General features: G+C 37.0%; 19 protein-coding genes and 1 riboswitch. Of the genes, 6 read left to right on the forward strand and 13 right to left on the reverse strand.

The window, feature by feature from the left end:
• Positions 1–8: 8 nt before the first annotated feature.
• Entirely contained in the window at positions 9–1,469 is a 1,461-nt protein-coding gene (locus tag ACMZ42_RS23320; protein ID WP_415732951.1) for a nicotinate phosphoribosyltransferase, read from the reverse strand.
• A gap of 228 nt (positions 1,470–1,697) precedes the next feature.
• A complete protein-coding gene (locus ACMZ42_RS23325; protein WP_415732952.1) occupies positions 1,698–2,198 on the reverse strand; it encodes a methylated-DNA--[protein]-cysteine S-methyltransferase in 501 nt (166 codons plus the stop codon).
• Between the two features lie 110 nt (positions 2,199–2,308).
• Here ACMZ42_RS23325 and ACMZ42_RS23330 point away from each other — a divergent pair, with 110 nt between their 5' ends.
• The 3 genes from ACMZ42_RS23330 (at position 2,309) to ACMZ42_RS23340 (ending at position 4,844) form a co-directional block, all read left to right on the forward strand.
• Complete coding sequence (locus ACMZ42_RS23330) at positions 2,309–3,040, forward strand: ATP-binding cassette domain-containing protein (protein ID WP_370082963.1); 732 nt, start codon at positions 2,309–2,311, stop codon at positions 3,038–3,040.
• Entirely contained in the window at positions 3,037–3,789 is a 753-nt protein-coding gene (locus ACMZ42_RS23335) for an ABC transporter permease (protein WP_370082964.1), read from the forward strand. The genes ACMZ42_RS23330 and ACMZ42_RS23335 overlap by 4 nt, the downstream gene beginning before the upstream one ends.
• Positions 3,790–3,869: 80 nt before the next feature.
• The gene (locus tag ACMZ42_RS23340) at positions 3,870–4,844 is read left to right on the forward strand and encodes a proline dehydrogenase family protein (protein WP_370082966.1); all 975 of its coding nucleotides are present in this window, start codon (positions 3,870–3,872) and stop codon (positions 4,842–4,844) included.
• Positions 4,845–4,972: 128 nt separating this feature from the next.
• Here the strand turns inward: ACMZ42_RS23340 and ACMZ42_RS23345 are convergent, their stop codons facing one another.
• The 11 genes from ACMZ42_RS23345 to ACMZ42_RS23395 form a co-directional block, all read right to left on the reverse strand.
• Positions 4,973–5,527 (reverse strand): methyltransferase, encoded by a 555-nt coding sequence (locus tag ACMZ42_RS23345; protein ID WP_370082968.1) that lies wholly within the window; start codon positions 5,525–5,527, stop codon positions 4,973–4,975.
• Positions 5,528–5,722: 195 nt separating this feature from the next.
• Complete coding sequence (locus ACMZ42_RS23350; RefSeq protein WP_370082970.1) at positions 5,723–6,334, reverse strand: response regulator; 612 nt, start codon at positions 6,332–6,334, stop codon at positions 5,723–5,725.
• 16 nt (positions 6,335–6,350) lie between these two features.
• Positions 6,351–7,358, reverse strand: a complete 1,008-nt coding sequence (locus ACMZ42_RS23355) for a sensor histidine kinase (protein ID WP_415732961.1) — start codon at positions 7,356–7,358, stop codon at positions 6,351–6,353.
• Between the two features lie 565 nt (positions 7,359–7,923).
• A complete protein-coding gene (locus ACMZ42_RS23360; RefSeq protein WP_415732953.1) occupies positions 7,924–8,955 on the reverse strand; it encodes a fatty acid desaturase in 1,032 nt (343 codons plus the stop codon).
• Positions 8,956–9,452: 497 nt separating this feature from the next.
• Positions 9,453–9,953 (reverse strand): GNAT family N-acetyltransferase, encoded by a 501-nt coding sequence (locus ACMZ42_RS23365; RefSeq protein ID WP_415732962.1) that lies wholly within the window; start codon positions 9,951–9,953, stop codon positions 9,453–9,455.
• Positions 9,954–10,027: 74 nt separating this feature from the next.
• Positions 10,028–13,459, reverse strand: coding sequence for a methionine synthase (gene metH / locus ACMZ42_RS23370; protein WP_415732954.1), 3,432 nt, complete (start codon positions 13,457–13,459; stop codon positions 10,028–10,030).
• Entirely contained in the window at positions 13,452–15,299 is a 1,848-nt protein-coding gene (locus ACMZ42_RS23375; protein WP_415732955.1) for a bifunctional homocysteine S-methyltransferase/methylenetetrahydrofolate reductase, read from the reverse strand. Before ACMZ42_RS23375 ends, metH begins: the two co-directional genes overlap by 8 nt.
• 92 nt (positions 15,300–15,391) lie before the next feature.
• Positions 15,392–15,490, reverse strand: a riboswitch (SAM riboswitch).
• A gap of 125 nt (positions 15,491–15,615) precedes the next feature.
• Positions 15,616–17,004 carry a protoporphyrinogen oxidase gene (locus ACMZ42_RS23380; protein ID WP_415732956.1) on the reverse strand — a complete coding sequence of 463 codons (1,389 nt, stop codon included), beginning with the start codon at positions 17,002–17,004 and terminating at the stop codon, positions 15,616–15,618.
• Positions 17,005–17,274: 270 nt separating this feature from the next.
• Positions 17,275–18,564 (reverse strand): protoglobin domain-containing protein, encoded by a 1,290-nt coding sequence (locus ACMZ42_RS23385; RefSeq protein ID WP_415732957.1) that lies wholly within the window; start codon positions 18,562–18,564, stop codon positions 17,275–17,277.
• A 556-nt stretch (positions 18,565–19,120) separates the two neighbouring features.
• The gene (locus tag ACMZ42_RS23390) at positions 19,121–20,407 is read right to left on the reverse strand and encodes an SEL1-like repeat protein (RefSeq protein ID WP_415732958.1); all 1,287 of its coding nucleotides are present in this window, start codon (positions 20,405–20,407) and stop codon (positions 19,121–19,123) included.
• A 59-nt stretch (positions 20,408–20,466) separates the two neighbouring features.
• The gene (locus tag ACMZ42_RS23395) at positions 20,467–21,480 is read right to left on the reverse strand and encodes a YdcF family protein (RefSeq protein WP_415732959.1); all 1,014 of its coding nucleotides are present in this window, start codon (positions 21,478–21,480) and stop codon (positions 20,467–20,469) included.
• A 297-nt stretch (positions 21,481–21,777) separates the two neighbouring features.
• Here ACMZ42_RS23395 and ACMZ42_RS23400 point away from each other — a divergent pair, with 297 nt between their 5' ends.
• The 3 genes from ACMZ42_RS23400 (at position 21,778) to ACMZ42_RS23410 (ending at position 23,457) form a co-directional block, all read left to right on the forward strand.
• The gene (locus ACMZ42_RS23400) at positions 21,778–22,242 is read left to right on the forward strand and encodes a hypothetical protein (RefSeq protein ID WP_370082986.1); all 465 of its coding nucleotides are present in this window, start codon (positions 21,778–21,780) and stop codon (positions 22,240–22,242) included.
• Complete coding sequence (locus ACMZ42_RS23405) at positions 22,230–22,517, forward strand: DUF2653 family protein (protein WP_370082988.1); 288 nt, start codon at positions 22,230–22,232, stop codon at positions 22,515–22,517. The genes ACMZ42_RS23400 and ACMZ42_RS23405 overlap by 13 nt, the downstream gene beginning before the upstream one ends.
• Positions 22,518–23,235: 718 nt before the next feature.
• Positions 23,236–23,457 carry a hypothetical protein gene (locus ACMZ42_RS23410; protein ID WP_370082989.1) on the forward strand — a complete coding sequence of 74 codons (222 nt, stop codon included), beginning with the start codon at positions 23,236–23,238 and terminating at the stop codon, positions 23,455–23,457.
• Positions 23,458–23,724: the final 267 nt, after the last annotated feature.

Genomic DNA, 23,724 nt, shown 5'->3' on the forward strand with positions numbered 1-23,724 from the left:
CTTATGCTTCACAATCGATTGACCATTTCACTTACTTCTTCAATATTACGCATTTTATTATTCCAGCATTTTTGGCTTAAATCGACTGGGTATTCCTCAGGATTCATGGCACGTTTATATTCATCCCATAACAATTCTAAATTATTAGCTGCATAATCACGCATTTCTTCCAAAGTAGGATTTTGATAATGTATTTCTCCATTTTTAATCACATGATGATGTAAATCCTTAGCTTCAAAGTTTGTTACAAATTTTGATACGAATGTATGAACAGGGTGGAACATTTTAATTTTTTTCTCTGATTGAGGATTTTCATCTTGCATCGTAATGTAATCTCCCTCGGCCTTACCATTCTTTCTATCAATAATGCGATATACATTTTTAAGACCTGGCGTCGTTACCTTTTCAGCATTCGCTGAAATTTTTATCGTATCTTCTAATTGCCCATCGTTATTTTCAATAGCGACCATTTTATAAACAGCCCCTAAAGCTGGTTGGTCATATGCAGTAATGAGCTTTGTACCAATTCCCCACGCATCAACTTTTGCACCTTGAGCTTTTAAGTTTAAGATCGTGTATTCATCTAAGTCATTTGATACGATAATTTTAGCGTTCTGGAAGCCTGCCTCATCTAACATACGACGCGCTTCTTTTGACAAGAAAGCTATATCCCCACTGTCTAAACGAATTCCAATAAAATTAATTTTGCCACCCAGCTCTTTAGCCACTTGAATCGCTGTTGGCACACCCGATTTTAACGTATTGTAAGTATCTACAAGGAATACGCAATCACGATGACGTTTTGCATAGGAGTGAAATGCATCATAATCATTTTTATAGGCCTGTACAAGTGCATGTGCATGTGTACCTGATACCGGTATATTAAAGAGTTTACCTGCTCGAACATTACTAGTTGAAGCAAAACCACCAATAAACGCCGCACGCGTTCCCCAAATTGCTGCGTCCATCTCCTGAGCACGTCGTGTGCCGAACTCCATCGCCACTTCATTTTTTATAATTTGTTTAATACGACTCGCCTTTGTTGCAATCAAAGTTTGGTAGTTCACAATGTTAAGTAATGCGGTTTCAATTAGTTGCGCCTCCACTAAAGGCGCTTCAATGCGAATAATTGGTTCATTAGCGAAAACAGTTTCTCCTTCCACCATCGAATACATATCCCCTGTAAAGCAAATATTTTTTAAATACTCGATAAAATCCTCTTTATAACCAACCTCTTCACGTAAATACGTTATGTCCGAATCAGTAAAACGAAAATCACGTAAATATTCAAGAATTCTCTCTAACCCAGCAAAAATTGCATAACCATTGCCAAAAGGTAATTTTCTAAAATATAGTTCGAAGACTGCTTTTCTATTATGTATACCATCAGCCCAATACGATTCTGCCATATTGATTTGGTACAAGTCCGTGTGTAGCGCTAAGCTATCATCTGCATAGTTTGATCTCACAAGAAACCCCTTCTTCCGCTTTGATAATTAGTCCTAGTATACACTATATACCCAAATTCTTGCGTTTTTCATCCTTCTGTTTTAATGTTGATTTTCTTGTATGGATCAATCAGTTTCAGTACTACACGTGAATAGCATTTATTTAGCTTTAGTTTCTTTAATACAAAAAACAAGAATCTGCAATCCCTTTGGCGAGCTGTTTCCCAACAGGTTATGCAGATTCTTGTTTTAAGCTCTTTCTAGCTCCAGTAAAAATTCTTTCATAGCTAGTCCACTACGAAAGCCTGTTAGCTTACCATCTTTTCCAATTACACGATGACAAGGAATAATTGCTAATATCGGGTTGGCACCGATTGCACTGCCTACAGCTCTTACTGCTTTCGGATTACCAATTCGGTGTGCAATGTCTGAGTACGTTGTCGTTGTACCATATGGTAGCTCCTTCAATGCATTCCATACTGCTAGTTGAAATTGTGTTCCTTTGACATGTACTGGCACATCAAATTCTGTAAGCTCTTTATTAAAATAAGCCGTTAATTGCTTAACATATCGCTGTAACTTTTCTTTATTCTCTTCAAAGCGATAGCCTTTAAATGGCTTTTTTGCCCACACTTCTACCTCTTCAAATGATGCATTCGGTGTCCCTATATACACAAGACCTTCATCTGAAGCAACGATATACATATCACCTTGTGCATATGTTAATGTATCTACATATAATACATCCATTCTCTATCCCCCTTAACTTAATTACTACACACTGCCTGTAAATGACTTTAGCTTCCCTTTGTTTCATGCTACAGTTATTTTACCTATTAGTATAAAGGAGTTTTAACTTTATGAATACTTCATATGAGCCTGCCATTCACTTTAAACAGGTCACCTTTTCATCGAATGACAAAATGATATTAAAATCGCTTACTGGTTCATTCCCAAAAGGAAAAATCACCACATTAGTCGGCCCTTCAGGTGCTGGCAAAACAACTCTACTCAAATTGTGCAATGGACTATTATCTCCTACAGATGGTCAAATATTAATTGATAATCAAAACATTTCTACTTACGAGCCAACCGCTTTAAGAAGGTATGTGAGTATGGCTCTTCAAGCGGCCCCTATGATAGAAGGAACTGTATTTGACAATCTTGCACTCCCTCGTTCGTTACAAGGAGCAAAGCTTACAGAGCAAGAAGCTATCCAATATTTACAAGACGTTGGACTAGATCAAAGCTTTTTACAACGCCCTACGAATAAATTATCAGGTGGACAACGACAAAAAGTCTCTATTGCAAGAACACTTATTAATCAGTCCTCCATTTTATTGCTAGATGAAATCACATCTGCACTAGACCGTCAATCCGTGAAGGAAATTGAGACACTTATTACTACAATTAATAAAAAGTTTAACGTCACAATCATTTGGATCACTCATAATTTACAGCAAGCGCTGACAATCGGACACTATACTTGGGTCATGATGGACGGAGAACTAATTGAAACAGGAAAAAGCTCCTTACTTAACGCACCTAAAAATCCACGTGTCGCTGAATTTGTACAGGGGGTGAATGTATGACGTATACTTCTCTTTCCTTAACGTTAATTTTTGTTTTAATTCCTCTTCTATTGTCAAAAACTTTAAAGCTAGGACTCGAAAAAGATACACTCATCGCTACTATTCGTTCTATTATTCAACTACTTGCTGTCGGTTACATTTTAAAATTTGTCTTTGATGCTCAAAGCTATATTTATATTTTCCTTATGGTTTCTTTAATGGTTATAGTAGCAACACTAAATGCTCGTAAAAAAGGGAAAGGTATTAAAGGTATTACATGGAAAATAGCGCTAACTCTTATTGTAGTAGAATTTGTTACGCAAGGAGTATTGCTTGGTTTTGATATTGTACCTGCAACAGCACAGTATATTATTCCAATTAGCGGCATGATGATTGGTAATTCAATGGTATTATCGGTTCTATTTTTAAACCGTTTTACATCGGAAATTGCAAGTCATCAGAACGAAATTGAGTTAATGTTATCGCTTGGCGGCACACCAAAACAGGCTATTCATCGACAGCTAATGAATGCGATAAAGGCCAGTATGATTCCTACAATAGAAAGCCAAAAAACAATTGGTCTTGTTCAATTACCAGGTATGATGAGTGGCCAAATAATCGGCGGAGCAGATCCTATTCAAGCGGTGCAATTCCAACTATTAATCATTTTCGCCCTGCTAACAGCAGCGACATTATCAAGCATTATGATAGGTTTTTTAAGCTATCCTGCACTTTTTAATGAGCGCATGCAACTACTTGAAGTGAAATAATTGTTATAGTAAAAACAATATTTATTTTCTAAATTGTGCTATAATATAGAAAAAAAAGAAATGCAGTGAGGAGAATGACCATGTTATTACGCGATTTTTTCATCCATTTATCTGAAAACCAACTATTAAATAGTGCTGCAAAAAAATACGGACTAAAATTAGGAGCACAAAGTGTAGTAGCTGGTACAAATATTGAAGAAACGATTGCGAGCATCAAAGAGCTTAACGCACATAAAATCTCTTGCACAGTAGATAATTTAGGGGAATTTGTTTCAACTGAAGAAGAAGCAACAAAAGCTAAAGAGCAAATCCTTGCTGTTATTGAGGCTATTCATGAAAACGGCGTTGATGCACATATTTCGTTAAAGCCATCTCAATTAGGTTTAGATATTGATGTTGATTTTTGCTACGATAATTTATATGAGATTGTAGAAAAAGCAGCAGCATATGATATATTCGTTAACTTTGACATGGAAGACTATGGTCGTTTACAAACATCCTTTGATATGGTCCAAGAGCTATCCAAAACATTTAATAATGTAGGTACTGTTATCCAATCTTACTTTTACCGTGCTAAGGACGATATCGAAAAATTCAACGACTATCGCCTTCGTATCGTAAAAGGTGCTTATAAAGAGCCTGCAGAGGTTGCTTTCCAAGATAAATTAGATATTGATTTAAATTTCATCGAGTTAATCGAATATCATTTACTACATGGTAAGTTTACGTCTATCGCAACACATGACCATAATGTTATTGCGCACGTAAAACGTTTTGTAGCTGACAATAATATTCCACTTGATAAATTCGAATTCCAAATGCTTTACGGCTTCCGTACAGATATGCAAAAAGAGCTTGCAAAAGAAGGCTATAACTTCTGTGTATATGTACCATTCGGCGAAGATTGGTACGGCTACTTTATGCGCCGTTTAGCGGAGCGTCCTCAAAATCTTAATCTTGTTACTAAACAAGTATTTACGAAAAAAACGAACACAGTCCTTGCTGTAGCAGCAGGTGCATTCGTTCTTGGACGTTTAACAAAACGCAAAAAATAAGGTCACATAAAGAAGCCAGAAGCTTAATTAAATATGCTTCTGGCTTTAGTTGTGGATTTTCAAACTCTGCGTGTCATAAAAATAATCAGCGGGGATGAAAAAAGCCCCCCACTGATTAAAGTTTTATATTATTCAACATGTAAAGCAATAGTTGAAACAATTGCTTCTGCTGCATATTCCCATTTACCATCAATAAAACTACCTAATTTTTGCCCAAGTTCTTGTATCATTTCAAGCGTAACCGGGATATCATTCTTCTCTGCTAATGTAGCAAGAAATGGAGCAGATAAACTTGTCCAACCTCCACGGTCAATTTTAATCTCTACTTGCTTTACTTCTCCATTTTCTATATCAATACGGTAGTACAATTGATCATCCGGACGCCAGCTTAAGTGATGGGATATTTGCCCATTTACAACTGTTAGATCATTCTTTTTCGAAATAGAAGCTGGTTTTACATTAAATTCATGACCTAGTACATTTAATTTTTTAATTTCAGGACCGACTAATGCCGCCTGAACAGCTAGATCCATATTACTTTGTAATGGGATAGATGTCTCTGTCTCAACTACTGGATCAACCATATCGTTGCTTGCAGCAAAAACGGCTGAAGGATATGCGCTAGTAACGACAAATGTTGTTGCTAATAATGCTGTTGAAGTTACTTTCATAATTTTGTTCATAATTATTTCCATCCTTCCCATTAAAATGATTACTGTTTTCTAAATTTTATCATTAGTAGTCTAAATATACAATATGCTAATATATTTTTTAAATGACAAAAGGCACTGAATTTAAATAATTCAATGCCTTTTGTCTATTTTTATTCCAAACACTTTCTTAGGTATAAGGATATTCATGATAGGTTCTTAAGCTATTTATTTATTCCATCCTTTTTCTTTAAAGCGTGCAATGGCTTCTATACGATTCCCAACATTTAATTTTTCTAAAATAGTGGAAATGTAGTTGCGGACAGTCCCTGCCGATAAAAATAATTCTGCAGCAATTTCTTTTGTCGTCTTTCCTTCTGCAACAAGTGTCAGTACTTGGCTCTCTCGGTCAGTTAAAGGATTTTCACTATCATCCTCATAGACAAAATCAACGAGTTCAGGCGCATATATTCTTTTGCCGTCCATAATTGTACGAATGGCACTGACCAATTCTTCTATCGGACTATCCTTTAGTAAATAGCCACGAACGCTAGATTTTCTTGCACGTTCAAAATAACCCGGCCTTGCAAATGTCGTTAATATAATCACTTTACAATCAGAACCTGTGCAATGCAGTTCCTCGGCAGCATCCAATCCTGTTTTCACAGGCATTTCAATATCCATAATACAAATATCAGGCTGATGCTCTTCAACAAGCGCCAATGCTTCTTCACCATTTTTTGCTAATCCAACGACCTCCATATCATCCTCCATACTAAGTAATGAACGCAGTGCGCCTAGTAGCATACCCTGATCTTCAGCAATTACAATTCGTATCATGTCGCAATCCTCTTTTCTATATGTTCTTCAGATTTCCTTTGACCTTCTGATGCGTAATCGCCACTGGAATCGACACTGTTAATGTAGTGCCTACTTCACTCTCGATTTTAAAAGAACCGTTTATAAACTCTAACCGTTCTCGCATTCCCTTTAAACCGTTACCCGTTTTCCAAGCTTGCTTTTTGGTGATTCCTTGCCCATTATCACGAACAACTAAATATACTTCCTTAAAATTTTGATGGAAAGCAATTTCACATTTTGTAGCACCACTATGCTTAACAACATTATTAACTGCCTCTTTTAAGCACATGGATAATACATTCTCCACAAGTGGCGGAACTTGTAAAGTATCTTTATCACCTTCAAATACAAACTCCATTTCAGCAGCCTTTAATATTTGAGAAATACGCATAAGCTCGTCCTCAAACCTAGCTGTTCGCATATCCGATACTAATTCACGTACCTCTTTTAATGCGATACTTGCCGTTTGACGAATATCCTTAATCTCTGTTAGAGCTTGTTGTGGATCACGTTCAATTAATCTTGAAGCTAAGTCGCTTTTTAAGCCTATCATCGATAACTTTTGGCCGAGAGTATCATGTAAATCCCGTGCAATACGTTGGCGTTCCTCAAAAACAATTAACTCAGCTATTCGTTCATTAGCAGTCTCAAGCTGCCCCTCTAAATTTTCGCGTTTATTTTTTGCATAAATCGTTAGTGGAAGTAGCACAATCGCTAGAATCGTTAAAACAACAAATGGTAATTGTGATAAAAACAAGTGTAGCTCAACGAAAAAGCCAATACCCGTAGAGATAACCGTAAAGCCAATATGTAGTCCATACATAATATAGAAGCCAACAGGTTTACGAATATTTCCAATGAAGAAAGCTGTGAAAATCGATAAATACACATAGCCATATAATATGGTCATGACGATATTAATGACCATTTCAAAGCTAATCCACATATAAACAAGACCGTTTTTCGAATTCATGGAAAACCGATAGAAAATAAAATATAGCATTAAAAATGTAATACCTACTGATATTTCTATATACGATGATTTTCTAAAAATGAAGAAAAACGGTAGGAAACAGAAAATAATCCATAAATATATACTGAGCATTGGACTATTCGGAATAATACTGTGCCATTTCCTCATTATAATCTCACGCTCTTTCCTACTTTTCCCTTATTATAACAAGAAAATTAATTTTATGCCTTGCACATGGTTATTAATGCATTATCCACATAATAACATTCCCCGTAGTAATGGGCTCATTATCATAACGTGATGTTGGATTTCCGTTCCGGCTAGGCGCTTTCCTGGGGGCGTCCGATGAGCCGCTTCACTCGCGTTGGTCACGAAGGCGTTATCACAGGACGTGATGGTTTTAGCCTTCGTTCCTCTATCCGCTAATCCATAAGGAGTCGCCTAGCCTCCACTCCAATCAACTGATATACAAGCTACGTATTAAAAATGTAATCCACAACTTTTGATAATGAGCACAGTAATTGCTTCATCCTCAATATATGTTTTATTTACGTAAAACAGCCATCCCTTCGAAGAGATGGCTGAAAAAATTCTACTAAGCAGCAATACTGCTTCTTGCTTTTCGTTTGATTATTTCATTAACTTCTTTAAAGGTTACAAACTTGCCTTGATCTTCATCGTATAACTTATAGCGTAATGATTCTAGGCTTGTACGTAACGTAATAGTCGTTGCAGTGTGTAATGGCGGTATGTCATTATGCGCCTTTTCAAGATTATAGTTCGGTACACGTGGTGCTAAATGATGTACATGGTGGAAGCCAATATTGCCTGTAACCCATTGTAATAGCTTTGGTAATTTATAATACGAGCTACCTTCAACAGCGGCCTTTACATAATCCCACTCTGAGTCATGCTCAAAATAAGAATCTTCATACGTATGTTGGATAAAAAATAACCAAATGCCAAGAGAAGCAGCAACAAACAATGTTACTACATGCACTAATAAAAATGCTTGCCACCCCATAAAGTAAATTAAGGCAACACAGATTCCCGTGATGACTACATTTGTTAGATAAGTGTTAAAACGTTCTTTCTGTTTAGCGTCATTTCGATTACGACGGTTTAAAATTAACACCATAAATAGCGGACCTAAGCCAAACATTACGAATGGATTACGGTAAAAACGATACCATAAACGTCGCCCTTTAGATGCTTGTAAAAATTCTTCCACTGTCATCATATCAATATCACCGATACCACGCTTATCTAAGTTCGAGCTAGTTGCGTGGTGAATTGTATGCTCACGTTTCCATTTTTCATATGGGAATGATGTTAACACCCCAGTTACAAAACCAACCCAGTCGTTTGCTTTTTTACTTTTGAAAAATGAACCGTGTGTACAATCATGGAAAATAATAAAAGTTCGTACGACAAATGCAGCAGAAATTACACTTAAGCCAGCTGTCAACCATGGTGAAACATCTACTAACATATAACCAGCTACCCATAGGGCGATTAAAGGTACAATTGTATTTACCATTTGAAAGATACTTTTAGCTGTGTCAGACTTCGCAAATGGCGCTACGTCCTGGCGCAGTTTTTTTGTTTTTTCTCGATCTGTTGCCATTGTTTTTACTCCCTCGTTTCATTTTTTCTTATGACCTCATCATAAAACAAGAGTATAATCATGCAACAGAAGCAAACATCATAAAAAGGATATGACATTTGTCATACCCTTTTATCTTTTCGTCAAAAGAATAAACATTAAATAATTTGTATCAATAAACTAAGGTTGATTTTCACTCCGAGTTGGGGCTTTCCGCGGGCTTGGCTTCAATCTCCTCGTCACTTCGTTCCTGCGGGGCTTTCAGCGCAAGCTAATCCCGCAGGAGTCGCCACTCTCCGTGAAAAATCAACAACTCCTCATCATTAACATAAGTAGACAAGCTAATCCAAAAGAATAAAACTATTTATTAAAATACCATAAAAATCCACTATAGAGGAAAATAATACTTTTCGATACTCCTCTCAAAATGCTGAATGTCGGGGTCAATTATTATTCAGCTTTATGCAAATAAACTAGAGTTGCCCTCAGTATGAAAGAATATGACATGTCATACCCTTCTATACTTTTGGTCCGGTTAACTGTAGCTGATAAAATACAAGATCTAGCCACTGTCCAAATTTATAGCCTGCATTCTTTATTGTACCCGCGTATTCAAAGCCTAGTTTTTCATGTATTTTAATACTTCCGATGTTTTCACCATCAATGCCCGCTACGAGCGTCTTTACACCTTGCTCTTTGGCAGTTCGAATTAGCTCTTGCATTAATTGTGACGCTATCCCCTTTTGATAATGATCCTTATGCACATATACAGAGTGCTCCATTGTGTACTTATAACCTGGATATGGACGGAACTGACTATATGTTGCAAAGCCGGCTACTGTGCCATTTACATCAAACACTAGCAGTGGATTTCCGAATGTTTGCTGCTCCGTGAACCATCGTCTTTTTTCTTCTAACGATTGTGTTTCATATCGATAAACGGCTTTGCTCGTTAAAATAATGTCATTGTAAATATCTAAAACACCAGGTAAATCTTTCTCTTCCATCAATCGAATCATCATGCTCACGTCCTACTTCAATTATGCCGAGGCTTTAACCTCATTACATAAAGTTATACCACTTTTTTCTAGCATTACACATTAAAATATCGAGCATCTGGATGTGCAAAGACAATTGCTGAAACAGAAGCTTCCGGCTCCATCATAAAGCCTTCCGTTAAGTGAACACCAATGTCCTCTGGTTTTAATAAGCCAAACAATTTCTCTTGATCCTCCAAGTTCGGACATGCTGGATAGCCGAATGAGAAGCGCTGTCCTTGATATTTTGCCGCGAAACGATCACGCATTGTAAAATCTGTTGCATCTGGGAAGCCCCATTGATCACGAATTTCTTGGTGCATACGCTCTGCAAAGCCTTCCGCAAGCTCAAGGGCTGTAGATTGTAATGCATGACTTTCAAGGAATTTCCCTTCCTCTTTTAGCTGACGAGCCTTCGTCATAACCCCTTGGCCAGCTGTTACCACCATTAAGGCAATATAGTCCATTTCACCGCTTTCAACTGTTTTCAGGAAATCTGCAAGACATAAAAACGGTTCAACTTGTTGACGTGGGAAGGTAAATCGTTCAATTTCTGTTTTGCTATCTGCTGGATCATAAACGACTACATCATCCCCATCGGCTTGTGCAGGGAAAAACTGATACATACCTGATGGTTTCAATAGGTCCCTTTGTAAATAATCGTCGACTAACTCTTTTAACTCCGTTGCTCTTGCATCGCCAGCATCAAGTAATTGCTGTACTTGACCTTTTAAGCCTAGGTGATGTCCTAGTAATGTCCGCATATTAACATATGGATATAAATGCGAAACAGCATATTCTCTCTTTACATGGCGTCGCACATCTGCTGGTAGAAAGACAGACGCTTCCTTTATTGTACGTACAGGCTTTACTGTTACTTCTTTCGCAGGGCGAGCCGCTCTTTTTTCGTCTGCCTCTAAGCGTTTTTCACGAGATTCCTTAATTTCAGCTAAGAAATCTGCACGTGTATCTGTCCCCATTAGCCGATTTGCCTGCTCTAATCCTTGCATCGCATCCTTTGAATAAATGACAGGTCCATTATATTCGCCAGCAATTTTTGTTTCAGTAAAGCGACGGGATAATGCCGCTCCCCCTACTAAAATAGGTACGTCAATTCCCGCTTCTTTAAAATCCTGAGCTGTAATAACCATTTGCTGTGCTGATTTTACAAGTAAGCCTGAAAGCCCGATGAAATCTGGCTTCTCCTTGCGAATCGCTTCTATTAATTGGGAAGGTGTTACTTTGATACCCAGATCAATGACCTTAAAGCCATTATTACTTAAAATTATATCGACAAGGTTTTTCCCAATATCATGCACATCGCCTTTTACAGTTGCAAGAACCATCTTCCCCTTGCCAGCACTCTCTTCATCTTTCTCCATAAATTGCTCTAAATGTGCTACTGCTGCTTTCATAACCCCTGCTGATTGTAATACCTCTGCTACGATGAGCTGATTATCGTTAAATAAGCGGCCAACCTCTGCCATTCCATCCATTAAAGGTCCATTAATAATAGCAAGCGGCGTTTCGAAAATTTCACGAGCAGCCTCTAAATCCTCAATAAGCCCTTCCTTTGTACCTTCTAAAATATAGTAAGCTAAGCGACCTTCTACTGTTTTAGGGATATCTTCCTCTGTTTTTTCCTTCTTTTTATCGCGATAGAAATCCGTGAAGACGGCTAATGTCTCATCATTTGTATGAAACAGTAAATCATTTGCTAGCTTAATCTCTGCCTCAGGAATAGATGCATAACGTTCTAGCTTCTCCGTATTCACAATTGCATAATCTAAACCAGCCTGTGTACAGTGATATAAATACACGGCATTCAATACTTCACGACCTACTGGTGGTAATCCGAATGAAATATTACTTACACCAAGCACCGTTAATGTACGTGGCATTTTCTCCTTAATAAGGCGAATTCCTTCTACTGTTTCAAGCGCCGAGCCAATATACTGCTCATCTCCTGTACCTACTGGGAACATTAATGGGTCAAAAATAATATCTTCAGGAGCAATACCCCATTTTTCTGTTAACAATTTATAGGAACGTTCAGCAATCTCTAGCTTGCGATGTCGATCAACCGCCATGCCTTGCTCATCAATTGTCCCCACTACTAAAGAGGCCCCATATTTTTTCACTAGCGGTAAAACTGCGTCAAAACGCTCCTCACCATCCTCTAAGTTAATAGAATTAATGATAGCTTTCCCTTGAGAAAACTTAAGTGCTTCCTCAATTACTTTTTCATCTGTCGAGTCAATCACAAGAGGTACTTTTACTTTTTTTACAACCTCCTGCATAAAGCCACGAATATCCGCTAGTTCATCGCGGTCAGGATTTGCTAAACAAATATCGATAACATGTGCTCCATTTTTCACCTGAGCACGCGCGATTTCTGCCGCTTCCTCAAACTTCCCATCAATAATTAAATTTTTAAACTTACGAGAGCCGATGACATTTGTCCGTTCTCCAATAAATAATGGACGCATAGAGTCGTCATACACCAATGGCTCTATCCCTGATACTACATGACCATGGGTTGCATCTGGTAATTGGCGAGGCTTTTCGTCCTTTAGCACCTCTCGGATAGCCGCAATATGTGCTGGCGTTGTACCGCAGCAACCTCCGACAATATTTAGCCAGCCCTTTTCTGCAAAGCCTTTTAGCTTTTGTGACAATGAATCAGGTGACTCATGATAGCAGCCTTCCTCATCTGGTAAGCCCGCATTCGGGTAACAGCTAATATAGCCTGTTGAAAGCTCTGCTAATGAACGAATATGATCAGTCATAAACTCTGGTCCAGTCGCACAGTTTAAACCAACTGATAATGGTTTAATATGCTCGATGGAAATGTAAAAAGCATCAATTGTTTGACCAGCCAGTGTCGTTCCCATCGGTTCAATTGTTCCCGATATCATCACAGGTAGCTCTTTTCCCGTTGCTTCAAAGGCACGAGATACCCCCAATGTTCCTGCCTTAACATTTAGCATATCCTGACTAGTTTCTAGCAACAGAACGTCCGCCCCGGCTTCGATTAATGCCTTTGCCTGAACATAGAAGTTTTCCTCTAACTCATCAAATGTAATACCACCTGTAACCGATAAGGTTTTTGTAGTTGGTCCCATAGCCCCCGCTACAAAACGTGGCCAGTCGGAAGTTGAAAACTCATCCACTACTTTGCGTGCAATTTCTACAGCGCGTTTATTAATCTCTTCTGCTTTCGCACCAAGATCATATTCATTTAATACAAGTGGAGTACTTCCAAATGTATTTGTACAAATAATATCTGCTCCAGCCTCTAAATATTTTCCATGAATTTTTTCAAGCACATCTGGTCTAGTTAGCACGAGATTTTCATTACAGCCATCATATTCCTCGCCGCCAAAATCCTCTGCTGATAAATTTTCATTTTGTAGCATTGTTCCCATTGCGCCATCAAGAATTAATATTCGTTTCTCTAGTTGCTCTTCAATCATGTGCTTAGCCATTTATACTTACCCCTTTTTTCTGTTCATCCAATTGCTCAATAAATTTCATTAATTCTAGCGTCATATCATAGCGTAAAAATGGTGTGATGAGGTAAATACCATTGAAATATTCCGCTGCTACTTCTACTAATTCTTTAGCAATTGCAATTCCTTCTAGTGTTGCGCGTTCCTTATCATCGCCACAAGCCCTCATACGTGCTAATGCATCATCAGATAGTTTGATGCCTGGCACTTCATGATGTAAGAACTCCGCACTTTTATAGCTCGTTACTGGCATAATGCCTATATAAATTGGTGTTTCTAAATGCTTTGTCGCCTCGTAAATTTCCACGATTTTTTCCTTTGTATAAACAGGCTGTGAAATAAAATAATCTGCCCCATGTTCAATTTTCTTTTCTAATCGAGAGACAGCGCGATCTAGTACACGTACATTAGGATTAAACGCAGCCGCTACAGAGAAATTTGCCTTTTTTCGAAGCGGTTTCCCTGAGAACGATACACCTTCATTTAATTGTTTTATTAATTGGATCAGCTCCATTGAAGATACGTCATAAACGCTAGTTGCTCCTGGGAAATCGCCTACCTTTGTCGGATCTCCAGTAACTGCTAAAATATCATGAATCCCTAGTGCATTTAATCCCATTAAATGTGATTGAAGACCAATTAAATTACGATCTCGGCATGTTATATGGGTTAACGGGCGTACCCCGTGTGTTTCTTTCAGTAAGGCTCCCATTGCGACATTACTAATCCTTGGAGAAGCAAGAGAGTTATCGGCCATCATGACTACATCTGCGCCCGCCTCATATATTTTTTTTGCACCTTCAATAAAGCCTTCAATTTCTAAATGTCTTGGTGTATCTAATTCCACAATAACCGAGCGTTCACGTTTTACTTTTTCATGTAATGGCTCATAATTTGCTGGCTCTGCCTCACGGACAATCTCTACTTTTTCCGGCTTTGCATACTTTTCCTCAACCGGAGATAGCTCCTCTAAGTACTTTTTCACTGCAGCAATATGCTTTGGTGTCGTTCCACAACAACCACCAATTAAACGTACCCCCTGATCACGAAGCTCTACAGCTGCTCGACCAAAATAATCTGCCTCCGACTCATAAACGACACGCCCATCCTCCAAATCAAGAAGAGAGGCGTTCGGATACGCTGACATAAATGCCTTCTCAGGAAGCTCTACTCCTTCAAATGCTTGTATAGTATGGTGAGGGCCTAAGCGACAGTTGACACCTACGATATCAGCACCTAACGCTTCAAGTTTATGTAAGGCATTATTTAAGCTCATTCCATTTTGTAATATTCCGGGTTCGTGCATAGAAACTTGAGCGATAATCGGTAATTTCGTTTTAGATCGTAGCATTGTTAAAGTCGCCGTTAGCTCTTCAAAATCATAATAAGTTTCAAGTAAAAGACCATCTGGATTTCCTGCCAGTAAAACTGTTGCCTGCTCATCAACGGTTGCTAAAATTTCCTCTAACGTTGCGTCACTTTTACGAATACCACGGATTCCCCCAATAGTACCTAAAACAAATTGTCCACCATCTGCCGCTGCTCGTTTTGCAATCGTTATAGCAGCTTCATTAAACTGTTGTACACGAGATTCTAACCCATAGCGGGCTAATTTTATGGCATTAGCTCCGTAAGTATTCGTCTGAATAATATCAGCACCAGCTGCAATATATTCTCTATGAATCTTTTCAATTAATTCAGGTCTCTGTACATTCATTTCCTCATGACAGTACTCCAAGCCGTAGCCGTATAAAACTGTACCAATTGCACCATCTGCTGTTAGAACATGCGTTTTTAACCTTTCAAGCAATTCCATAAAACTAACCTCTCTTCCCTAATCTTTAAAATAAAAAAAAGCCTTCTTTCATAAAAAAAGAAGGCTTTTACGTCATTTCGTAATTGTTTTCCTTCTCATCTTCGACACACGGTCTTCTGGATTTAGCACCTGACATTAAGTTGGTTGCTGAAGCTTCATAGGGCCAGTCCCTCTGCTTCTCTTGATAAGAATTTAGTATGAATTTTTTAAATAATTAAAAGAATCATATCGTTTACGAACGATTGAGTCAAGACTATTTCACTGAACAAAGGATAATTTTTACGAAATTTATAATATTTTGATTTATATCAAACAATTACGATAGTTTTTCTACAAGTTCTTCACCAATTTTTTTACCGTTTTGAATACATGCACCTATGCCTACTCCAAAATATGAGCATCCCGCTATTGATAAATTTGGATAGTTTTTCTCGAGCTCTTGTAAGAGACCTTGCAACGCTTCACGATGTGCCAAGTCGTACTTCGGCATCTGGTCGATCCATTTTGTCACGTCAACAACAGTTGGTTTTTCCTCAATCCCCAAGCTTTTTCTTACATCCTCAAGAGCAACTGCTGCTAACTCTTCATCTGTCATCATACGCAATCTCTCATACTTAGGGTTAATGCTCTTATAAAAAAGTCGTACAAGTAATTTCCCTTCTGCAGAGGTATGTTTCCACTTGCGGCTTGTCCACGTTGCTGCATTACAAATAACATCCGAATTATGTGACACAATATAGCCTGTTCCATCTGCTGGCAATCTATTATCGGGAACATCAAATCCTAAATAAATCGTAATGGCGGATGCAGTATTAAATTGTTCAAAATAGCCGTTCAACGATTCATCCTGTAATAAGCTTTGTACCGCTTCATTTGGCAGTGCCAATACAACATGATTTGCTTCAATCATTTTACCGTTTGCTAACGTAACAGAGTATAGATTCTCCTGCTTTTTAACACTAGTAGTGGCAATTCCTTTTATAATTTCTACATCCGTTAATGTTTCTTCAAGTCGATCAATTAGTGACGATAAACCATTTTTAAATGAAATAAATTTTTTGTTGGAGGCTTTCACAAATTGTTTCCTGTTTGCATCAAAACCTTTAATAATACTACCGTAATCGTTTTTGTAATCGATTAAATACGGTAAAGTCGAAGCAATTGAAAGTTGATTTAAATCTCCAGAATATACACCTGCAAGTACCGGCGCTATTTGGTTTTGAACAAGCTCCTCACCTAAATAATACGTTAAAAATTCCCCAATCGAGCTTTCCTTTGTAAACCTTTCATTCGGCATTGTTAAATCCTTTAACGCTTCTTTTTTACCTTCCTCAGATACAAGCGTGCTTTCCTCGAGAGATTGTAGGCTCATAGGAATACCGAACGTTGAGTCTGCTGGGATAGCATGTAGCTCATTATTTGTGTAAATATACGAAATACCTGTTTCGTTGTACACAAGATTTTGTTCAAAGTTTAGTTCCTCTACTAACTCCATGACACCTTTATGACGCGCTACAATAGAATCTGCTCCAGTTTCCATGATGAAGCCTTGTTCATATGCAGAGTGAAGCTTGCCACCAAGGTATGTATTTTTTTCAACAAGTACAAGTTTTACATCTAAGTTTTTCTCCTGAACTTGGCGTTGTAAATAATGCATCGTACACAATCCCGTAATTCCGCCACCTAATACAACAACTGTTTTCATATTAACCGCCCCTATTTTTAGTTCTTTATTTAGTATAAACTTTTTTTATCAAAAATTACGTTAAACCCTTTACAAATTTAGCAAAAATGGAGCTATCCAGTACATTGGATAGCTCCATTTTTTTCATATTCAAATAGCATATATTCGCTAGAGGCTTTTATCTCCATAACGGAAATTATATATAAACAATTAATATAGTGTTATTTGTGCCTTAAAGTGTGTAGCAAAATAGGAAACAACAATTTTCTTTGCCTTTTGCTTTTCTCTAAATTAATTTAAATTTTGTGCAAAGCTAGCTAGTTTTCCAGCTGAGTTTTTCACTTCATTAAAGGCAATACCTAATTCACTTAGTACGTCTACTATTGCTTGTACTTCTTTTTCCATCTGACCATTCTGGTCTTTAGCCTCGGTCATTGCTTCTAATATGTTAGTAAATTGTCCTTCCGTTTGAACCATATTTTCCTCACCAGACGCTACCTCTTCTTGAATATTACTAAGCGAATGAACAAGTTTATCTGTCCGCTCATTCGTTTTATGTAGTAACGTCGCTACCGATGTGACAGATTCCTTTGTTTGAATCGATAGTTTTCTCACTTCATCTGCAACAACACTAAAGCCTTTGCCCGCTTCTCCAGCACGAGCCGCTTCTATTGCCGCATTTAAAGCCAACAAGTTCGTTTGATTAGCAATATTTGTCACAACATTCATAATCGATTCCATTTCCTTTGACATATCTGTCAACTGTGCAATATTTTCCGCTATATCATCAAGCGAATAAATAATATTACTCATATTTTGCGATTGACTCTTTAATCGTTCACGACCTTCTAATGCCTGACTCTCAGCCAAAGTCGACACTTGAAGTGATTTTTTCGCTAGTTGTTTAATTTCCTCTGATTGTCCACTTAAGCGATGAAATGAATTGTTCGTTTCATGAGATATTGTGGCAAGACCTTCCGAAGACTCTACGATTTCTTGCTCTATCGCTTCTTTTCTACGTTCCATTTTTTCATGAATTTGCTCAATTGTGTGCTCAAACGCCTCTAAAACCAATTGTTGCTCAAAATTAGAAATTTTTGAGATGGCTCGAATTGTATTAAGCTGATCCACTGGATGATTAACATGTTCTTCAACCAAGTCAATAAATGACGCTGTTAAATCTTGGAACGCACAAATATACCATTGTGTTTTAAGCCCAATATGGACATGCACTTTAGCAATTTTTATTCGTCTTTGATAAAATTCATCATCAATCGTACCATTAAACATTTCAATAATATGACGTCGTAATGTAATTTTCAGCTTCTCCACTGAACTATGTTTATTAATAATATCTACTAAACTACGTTCAGTTCCAATCATTTCATAAAATCGATTAACAATATTATCAATACTGCCTTCTACAAAAGGTTGAAAGGCTTTTAAATATTGTAAATCCCTCTTTGTCAATTTGAGCAAATCAATTTGCTTTTTTATTGAATGGCAATTCGCTAAATCCATTTTTACAATGTATTGCTTTAAATCTAACGCCGTTGTCTTTCTCTGTTTTTGAAAGATCACACATTTACCCTCTTTCATGCTGTGTACTTTTGAAAAGCTGAGAAAAATTTAATTTCGTCTACCAAAAATATAAAAGATTAGGAAGATTTCATCCCCAACTTTTAGTGATAAGCCATCACATCACTTATGACGCTGATTCCTGCTACGGGCTACAATCAGCTAAAAATTGCAATCTTATTACTAGCTATTGCTTCTAACTACTCTTTCAAAATCACTCATATACATTATACATTTTATAAATAGCTGTCAATTTTCGGGTATACATTTTTTTCCTTAAATTATATAAAAAGTCCCTGTTATCTAACCTATTATCTAAAGCAGTAAAAAAGCTACCACAATACTTTTGGGTAGCCAATTTACATCATCTCTATTTTTTTATCCTTATTTTTTCCTTGTTTTAGTTTGAAATAATTACCGCTTTGTTATATTAATATTTTTACAATCAGCCATTTGTAGTGATATACACCTACAAAACACCCTTAAATAAGAACCTAAGACCTGTATACAAAATGTTGATAATCAAATCTAAATACCTATTATTTTTTAATAAAAATACTTACTTTCCTTTCAATTCTTGCAGTAAAATTGCAGCCTCCTCACTTCCTGCTTCTGCTGCAAGTCCATACCACTTTATAGCCTCTTTAATATTTCTAGCTATTCCTTCTCCTTTATTGTAAATGTGCCCTAATTGTAATTTAGCTTCCGAATCTCCTTGAAGAGCAGCCTGTTTAAACCAATGAATACCCTTTTCAATATTGCGTATACCTGTTAACCCTTGGCTCCAAATGAAGCCTAAATCATAAAAGGTATCGACATGATATTGCTCTGCAGCTTTTTCATACCAATATAATCCACGGTTCACATCTTTCGTTTGCCCTAACCGTCCCTCTAAATAGATTCCTCCAAGCCTGTATTGCGCTTCAACATAGCCTGCTTCAGCAGATCCTCTATAGTAGCTACATGCTTGCTCCTCATTTTTGTCGATTCCTAATCCCTGCTCGTAAATAATTCCGAGGGTAAACATAGCCTCTGCCACACCTTGTTGTGCAGCGAAGTCGAACCACTTCTTCGCAAGTACCAAATTTTCTGGTACTCCCTCACCGTTAAAATACATATCTGCTAAATTATTCGCAGCATCTGGATGCCCTTGATTTGCTGCATCCTCATACAATATAAAAGCTCTATTATAGTCTTCTTGAACACCTAGACCTTCAAAATAAAAATTACCAAGTGCATACTGTGCATCGGCATTTCCTTGTGACGCTGCTAACTCAAACCACTTTATTGACTTTTCTGGTCGGAAATATTCGCCGTCAACTGCACTATAATATTCTCCAAGCTGAAATTGTGCATCAGCATCCTGTTCCTCAATGGCATCTTTGTATAAGTCAATGATTTCCTCATGATCTAGATCTTCTTCTTCAAACGCCTCAACCTGTTCATTTTGGTGAATAAAATACCATTCCAATATATCAAGTACATCATCTACAACTTCGTTGCAATTGGATAACCTCTCCAGTGAAGAAATTTGCCAAATAAAAATATAGATAGGGAGTGGAATTGCATCACGCAGTAAATCATCATATTCAGCTAAAAGCGTTAGCACATTCTCCTGTACTGACTTCGTCTGTTCTGGATGTATAATTTGTAAGTGTCGTTGTTGATTCTTTTTCAACAGTCCTTGCACAACTTGATATAGTATTTTGTGCAAGGTTGCTAATTGTACTTGTTCGACTGTTATTAAATTTATGTTTTGCGCAAACCATGTATCTTGTGTTTGCGTGAGCTTTTGCAGAGATACAATTCGCTCTTTATTTTTTTTTTCTAAAAATTGCCCATACATTCATTTCCCCCCTTGCACGCTATCTTGCCACTATTATATGGAAGACAGTTCTAAATTGGTTACACATATGCTCTCAAGATTAATCCAATGAACAATGTAATAAACAAAAATACAGTGACATTCATCCATTTATACATTTCTAATAATCCGATAAATTCGCGAGTAAATGCATTAGGTACATAATAAAAGGCAGTCTTCGAACCAACACCTTGTGCATCAAGCTTCGCCTTTTTTGCATAAATACTTGCACGAAAAACATGAAAATTATTCGTTACGAATATGGATCGATATTTCTTTCCTTGAGCATGCTTATCCATAATTTTTTTAGAGAATGCCATATTTTGTTCAGTATTTGTAGATTGATCTTCCATTAATACTTTTTTAGCTGGTATTTGATGTTCGTCAACTATATATTTTTTCATGGCATATGCTTCTGATACTTTTTCATCATGCCCCTGCCCACCTGAGACGATAATGGTAGGTCGTTCTCCATATTTTTGAAATTGCTTTACTGCCTCATCTAAACGGCTAGCTAAAAGTGGTGGCACTTTATCTCCAATTAGTCCTGATCCTAGCGCAATAATATAGTTAGGCTCATACAGGATCGGCGTAAAATGATATAGAGTCGCGTAGGCCATTATGCTTGTATATAAAAACATTGTATAGCCAAAAACCAAAAACGCATAGAAGAAAAGAATTTGCCAAATTTCATGTTCGATATTCATAAAAATTACAAATACATACCAAATCATCATAATAAAAAAGCTCAAGCCAAAAACAGCTAACAATAGATTACGGACTTTACGGCCTTCTTTTTCAAGTAAAACTTTACTATTAAAAAACGTAGCGATCGATAAAATAAACATCATACTCGGGAAACTTCCTAGTATAATAACTATACCCATCTTCGACACAATCCCCTGCTCATTCGGGAGAAATATAGGATGACTAATTATTGTACTTAAAATATACACTCCTAAAAGGCCAAGAACTACTGCATTGAGAAAACGTCTTTTTTCCGTTATATATAATAGTAAAAAAATCGAAATTAATAGTAATAATGTTGAAATCATCGTCTCACTCCTTTCTTTTTATATACAATTTTTAATGCTATCCTTATAACGCTGTATTGGTTTCCATTCCGACTGGGCTCAGCGCCCAACCTCCACTGCAATCAACAATATACAGCATACATTATAAGTAGTGCATGTCTAAAATTTGGTGATGAGCACTGACACTTCTTGTTCAAATTTGTTGATATCCCTAAATTGATCGAAGCGTTTATTTTATTTATCGAGAAAGTTCATGTAAAATTACTATTAAGAACTAGTTTAGACAAAACTAAAAATTATATTGGAGGAATACAAGTAATGAAAAAAATCCTTGCCGCTCTTTTTGCAGCGACACTTATGTTTGCATCTGTAGGTGCAACATTGTTCATCTCAGATACACCAACTGCAGAAGCTAAATCCTATAAGTCCGGTAAAAAAGGCTTCTCAAACAATAATAATAATAATAATAGCTCAAATTTCCAAAAATCTCAGGATAAATCTAAAGATCAAAATAATACAACAACAAATAAAAGCACAAACAAAACGGATTCAACAGCTAAGAAAGGCGGCTTCTTCTCAGGCGGCCTTATGAAAGGCTTAATGCTTGGTGGCTTAGCTGGTTTATTATTCGGAAGTCTTTTCAGTGGTATGGGTATGCTCGGTAATATTTTAGGCTTATTAATTAACGTTGCAGCCATCATGGTTATCATAATGCTAGTTGTAAAAATCGTTAATATGTTTAAAGATAAAAAACGTAAAGAGGAAGCACAATGGCACAAATAATTAATGAGCAAGATATTATAAATGCAATTTGCTTATCTCAGGCCTACTATAAAAACATTCGCCCTGAGGATGTACTTGTAGAACTAACATACGATGATGACACAGGCTTCGGTGCAGAAGTTGAAACTAATGGTCAAATCGAGATATTCGATACAGCAGCAATGATTGGCGCACTACGTGTATGGATTAAAGATGTCCTACATGGTGATCCATTTTCAACAGGCATCGAACTCGTTCTGGACGATGAGGAAGGTATTATTGCTAGACTATCGTAAATAAGTAAAGAATGAGGCTGGGACATAACTAGCTTCAAACAGTCAAATTGAGTGCGCTCAATTAATATGGTACCTGTAGTTAGGACACTTGAAAAAGAGTGTTTTATCTACAGGTATTTTTTATATACTTGGAATTCAAGATACAGGGATAAGTTGACAATATTAGTACGATAACATTTTCAACGAAAGAGATAAAAATACTTCAAAAGAATCCTAATGTACAACGTGTTAGCGAAAGAGCTATTACCTATACCTATACTGACGCCTTTAAAAATGAATTTATGGATGAGTATATGGCTGGTAAACTCCCTCTTCAATCAGTGTATAAAAAATCTGCTTTCTTTATGTCGAAATTTGCTTAGCGTATGTTTTTCGCTTTTTGTTGGTAGGACCCCCGATTATCAATGAATTCCTGAGTTCAGAGGAAATTCAAAGTAAAATTGATGGACAACGATCTAAAATTATCATTAGAGGCAGAGATAAACAAAAAATAAATTAGATTGTGTTATGTGTTAATTTTGAAGATGATTTAAAAAAAGCCTGTTTATTGCAAAATAAAAGTGCAGACTTGTGCAACGTATTTGTACAAAGTCTCGCACTTTTTTAATGCAAAAAAAAGACTTGCCTGCCACCCCAAGTCCCTCTACTGTAAGGGTGTCGAATCTTCAACAGTGGAGGAATGAAAGGATTCTAGCAATGTCTGAAGCCAATTGTATCAATGCCATCTGAAAATCAGGAATGCTTTTTAAGTGGCATAAAGCTGCTCTTTAAACAAGCTGAGGGTGTGCCACCTGTCATTAAAGACTTGAATGATTTAACAGAACAACTCGCGAATAAGATGGTAGAAGACCGAAACAGAATTCACTATCGAAGAAACAAACCAATTGAAGATCTTTTGGCAGCACGAGAAACAACAGCTATTAAAGTTACCAGGAAATGATTATCCCGTGTTTAAACAACTACCTATAAATACAATGAGAGTTTAAATTAGACAAACATTTGATTCATGTACCAAAAGCGAGGAATTATCACAGAATTGAGCTTCAGGAAGCCCACTTCTTCAAAGGTGGGAGGAATGAAGTGCTTTTTTCTTTATAGAACATATGTTTATGTTGTATATTGTGAATAATCAAAAAAAGAAAGGAGTGACGGGTAATGACGAAAGGGAAGAAAGATTGTTTTGTTATAGAACTCAAGTTACTTATAG

This window comes from Lysinibacillus sp. NPDC056185 (genome assembly GCF_047737915.1).
GTDB lineage: Bacteria > Bacillota > Bacilli > Bacillales_A > Planococcaceae > Lysinibacillus.

Excerpts from the sequence above, each read along its gene's own strand:
- ACMZ42_RS23325 (WP_415732952.1), bottom strand. The coding sequence starts at position 2,198 with ATGGATGTATTATATGTAGATACATTAACATATGCACAAGGTGATATG.
- ACMZ42_RS23330 (WP_370082963.1), top strand. The coding sequence starts at position 2,309 with ATGAATACTTCATATGAGCCTGCCATTCACTTTAAACAGGTCACCTTT.
- ACMZ42_RS23335 (WP_370082964.1), top strand. The coding sequence starts at position 3,037 with ATGACGTATACTTCTCTTTCCTTAACGTTAATTTTTGTTTTAATTCCT.
- ACMZ42_RS23340 (WP_370082966.1), top strand. The coding sequence starts at position 3,870 with ATGTTATTACGCGATTTTTTCATCCATTTATCTGAAAACCAACTATTA.
- ACMZ42_RS23345 (WP_370082968.1), bottom strand. The coding sequence starts at position 5,527 with ATGAACAAAATTATGAAAGTAACTTCAACAGCATTATTAGCAACAACA.
- ACMZ42_RS23350 (WP_370082970.1), bottom strand. The coding sequence starts at position 6,334 with ATGATACGAATTGTAATTGCTGAAGATCAGGGTATGCTACTAGGCGCA.
- ACMZ42_RS23355 (WP_415732961.1), bottom strand. The coding sequence starts at position 7,358 with ATGCTATATTTTATTTTCTATCGGTTTTCCATGAATTCGAAAAACGGT.
- ACMZ42_RS23360 (WP_415732953.1), bottom strand. The coding sequence starts at position 8,955 with ATGGCAACAGATCGAGAAAAAACAAAAAAACTGCGCCAGGACGTAGCG.
- ACMZ42_RS23365 (WP_415732962.1), bottom strand. The coding sequence starts at position 9,953 with ATGATTCGATTGATGGAAGAGAAAGATTTACCTGGTGTTTTAGATATT.
- metH (WP_415732954.1), bottom strand. The coding sequence starts at position 13,459 with ATGGCTAAGCACATGATTGAAGAGCAACTAGAGAAACGAATATTAATT.
- ACMZ42_RS23375 (WP_415732955.1), bottom strand. The coding sequence starts at position 15,299 with ATGGAATTGCTTGAAAGGTTAAAAACGCATGTTCTAACAGCAGATGGT.
- ACMZ42_RS23380 (WP_415732956.1), bottom strand. The coding sequence starts at position 17,004 with ATGAAAACAGTTGTTGTATTAGGTGGCGGAATTACGGGATTGTGTACG.
- ACMZ42_RS23390 (WP_415732958.1), bottom strand. The coding sequence starts at position 20,407 with ATGTATGGGCAATTTTTAGAAAAAAAAAATAAAGAGCGAATTGTATCT.
- ACMZ42_RS23395 (WP_415732959.1), bottom strand. The coding sequence starts at position 21,480 with ATGATTTCAACATTATTACTATTAATTTCGATTTTTTTACTATTATAT.
- ACMZ42_RS23400 (WP_370082986.1), top strand. The coding sequence starts at position 21,778 with ATGAAAAAAATCCTTGCCGCTCTTTTTGCAGCGACACTTATGTTTGCA.
- ACMZ42_RS23405 (WP_370082988.1), top strand. The coding sequence starts at position 22,230 with ATGGCACAAATAATTAATGAGCAAGATATTATAAATGCAATTTGCTTA.
- ACMZ42_RS23410 (WP_370082989.1), top strand. The coding sequence starts at position 23,236 with ATGCCATCTGAAAATCAGGAATGCTTTTTAAGTGGCATAAAGCTGCTC.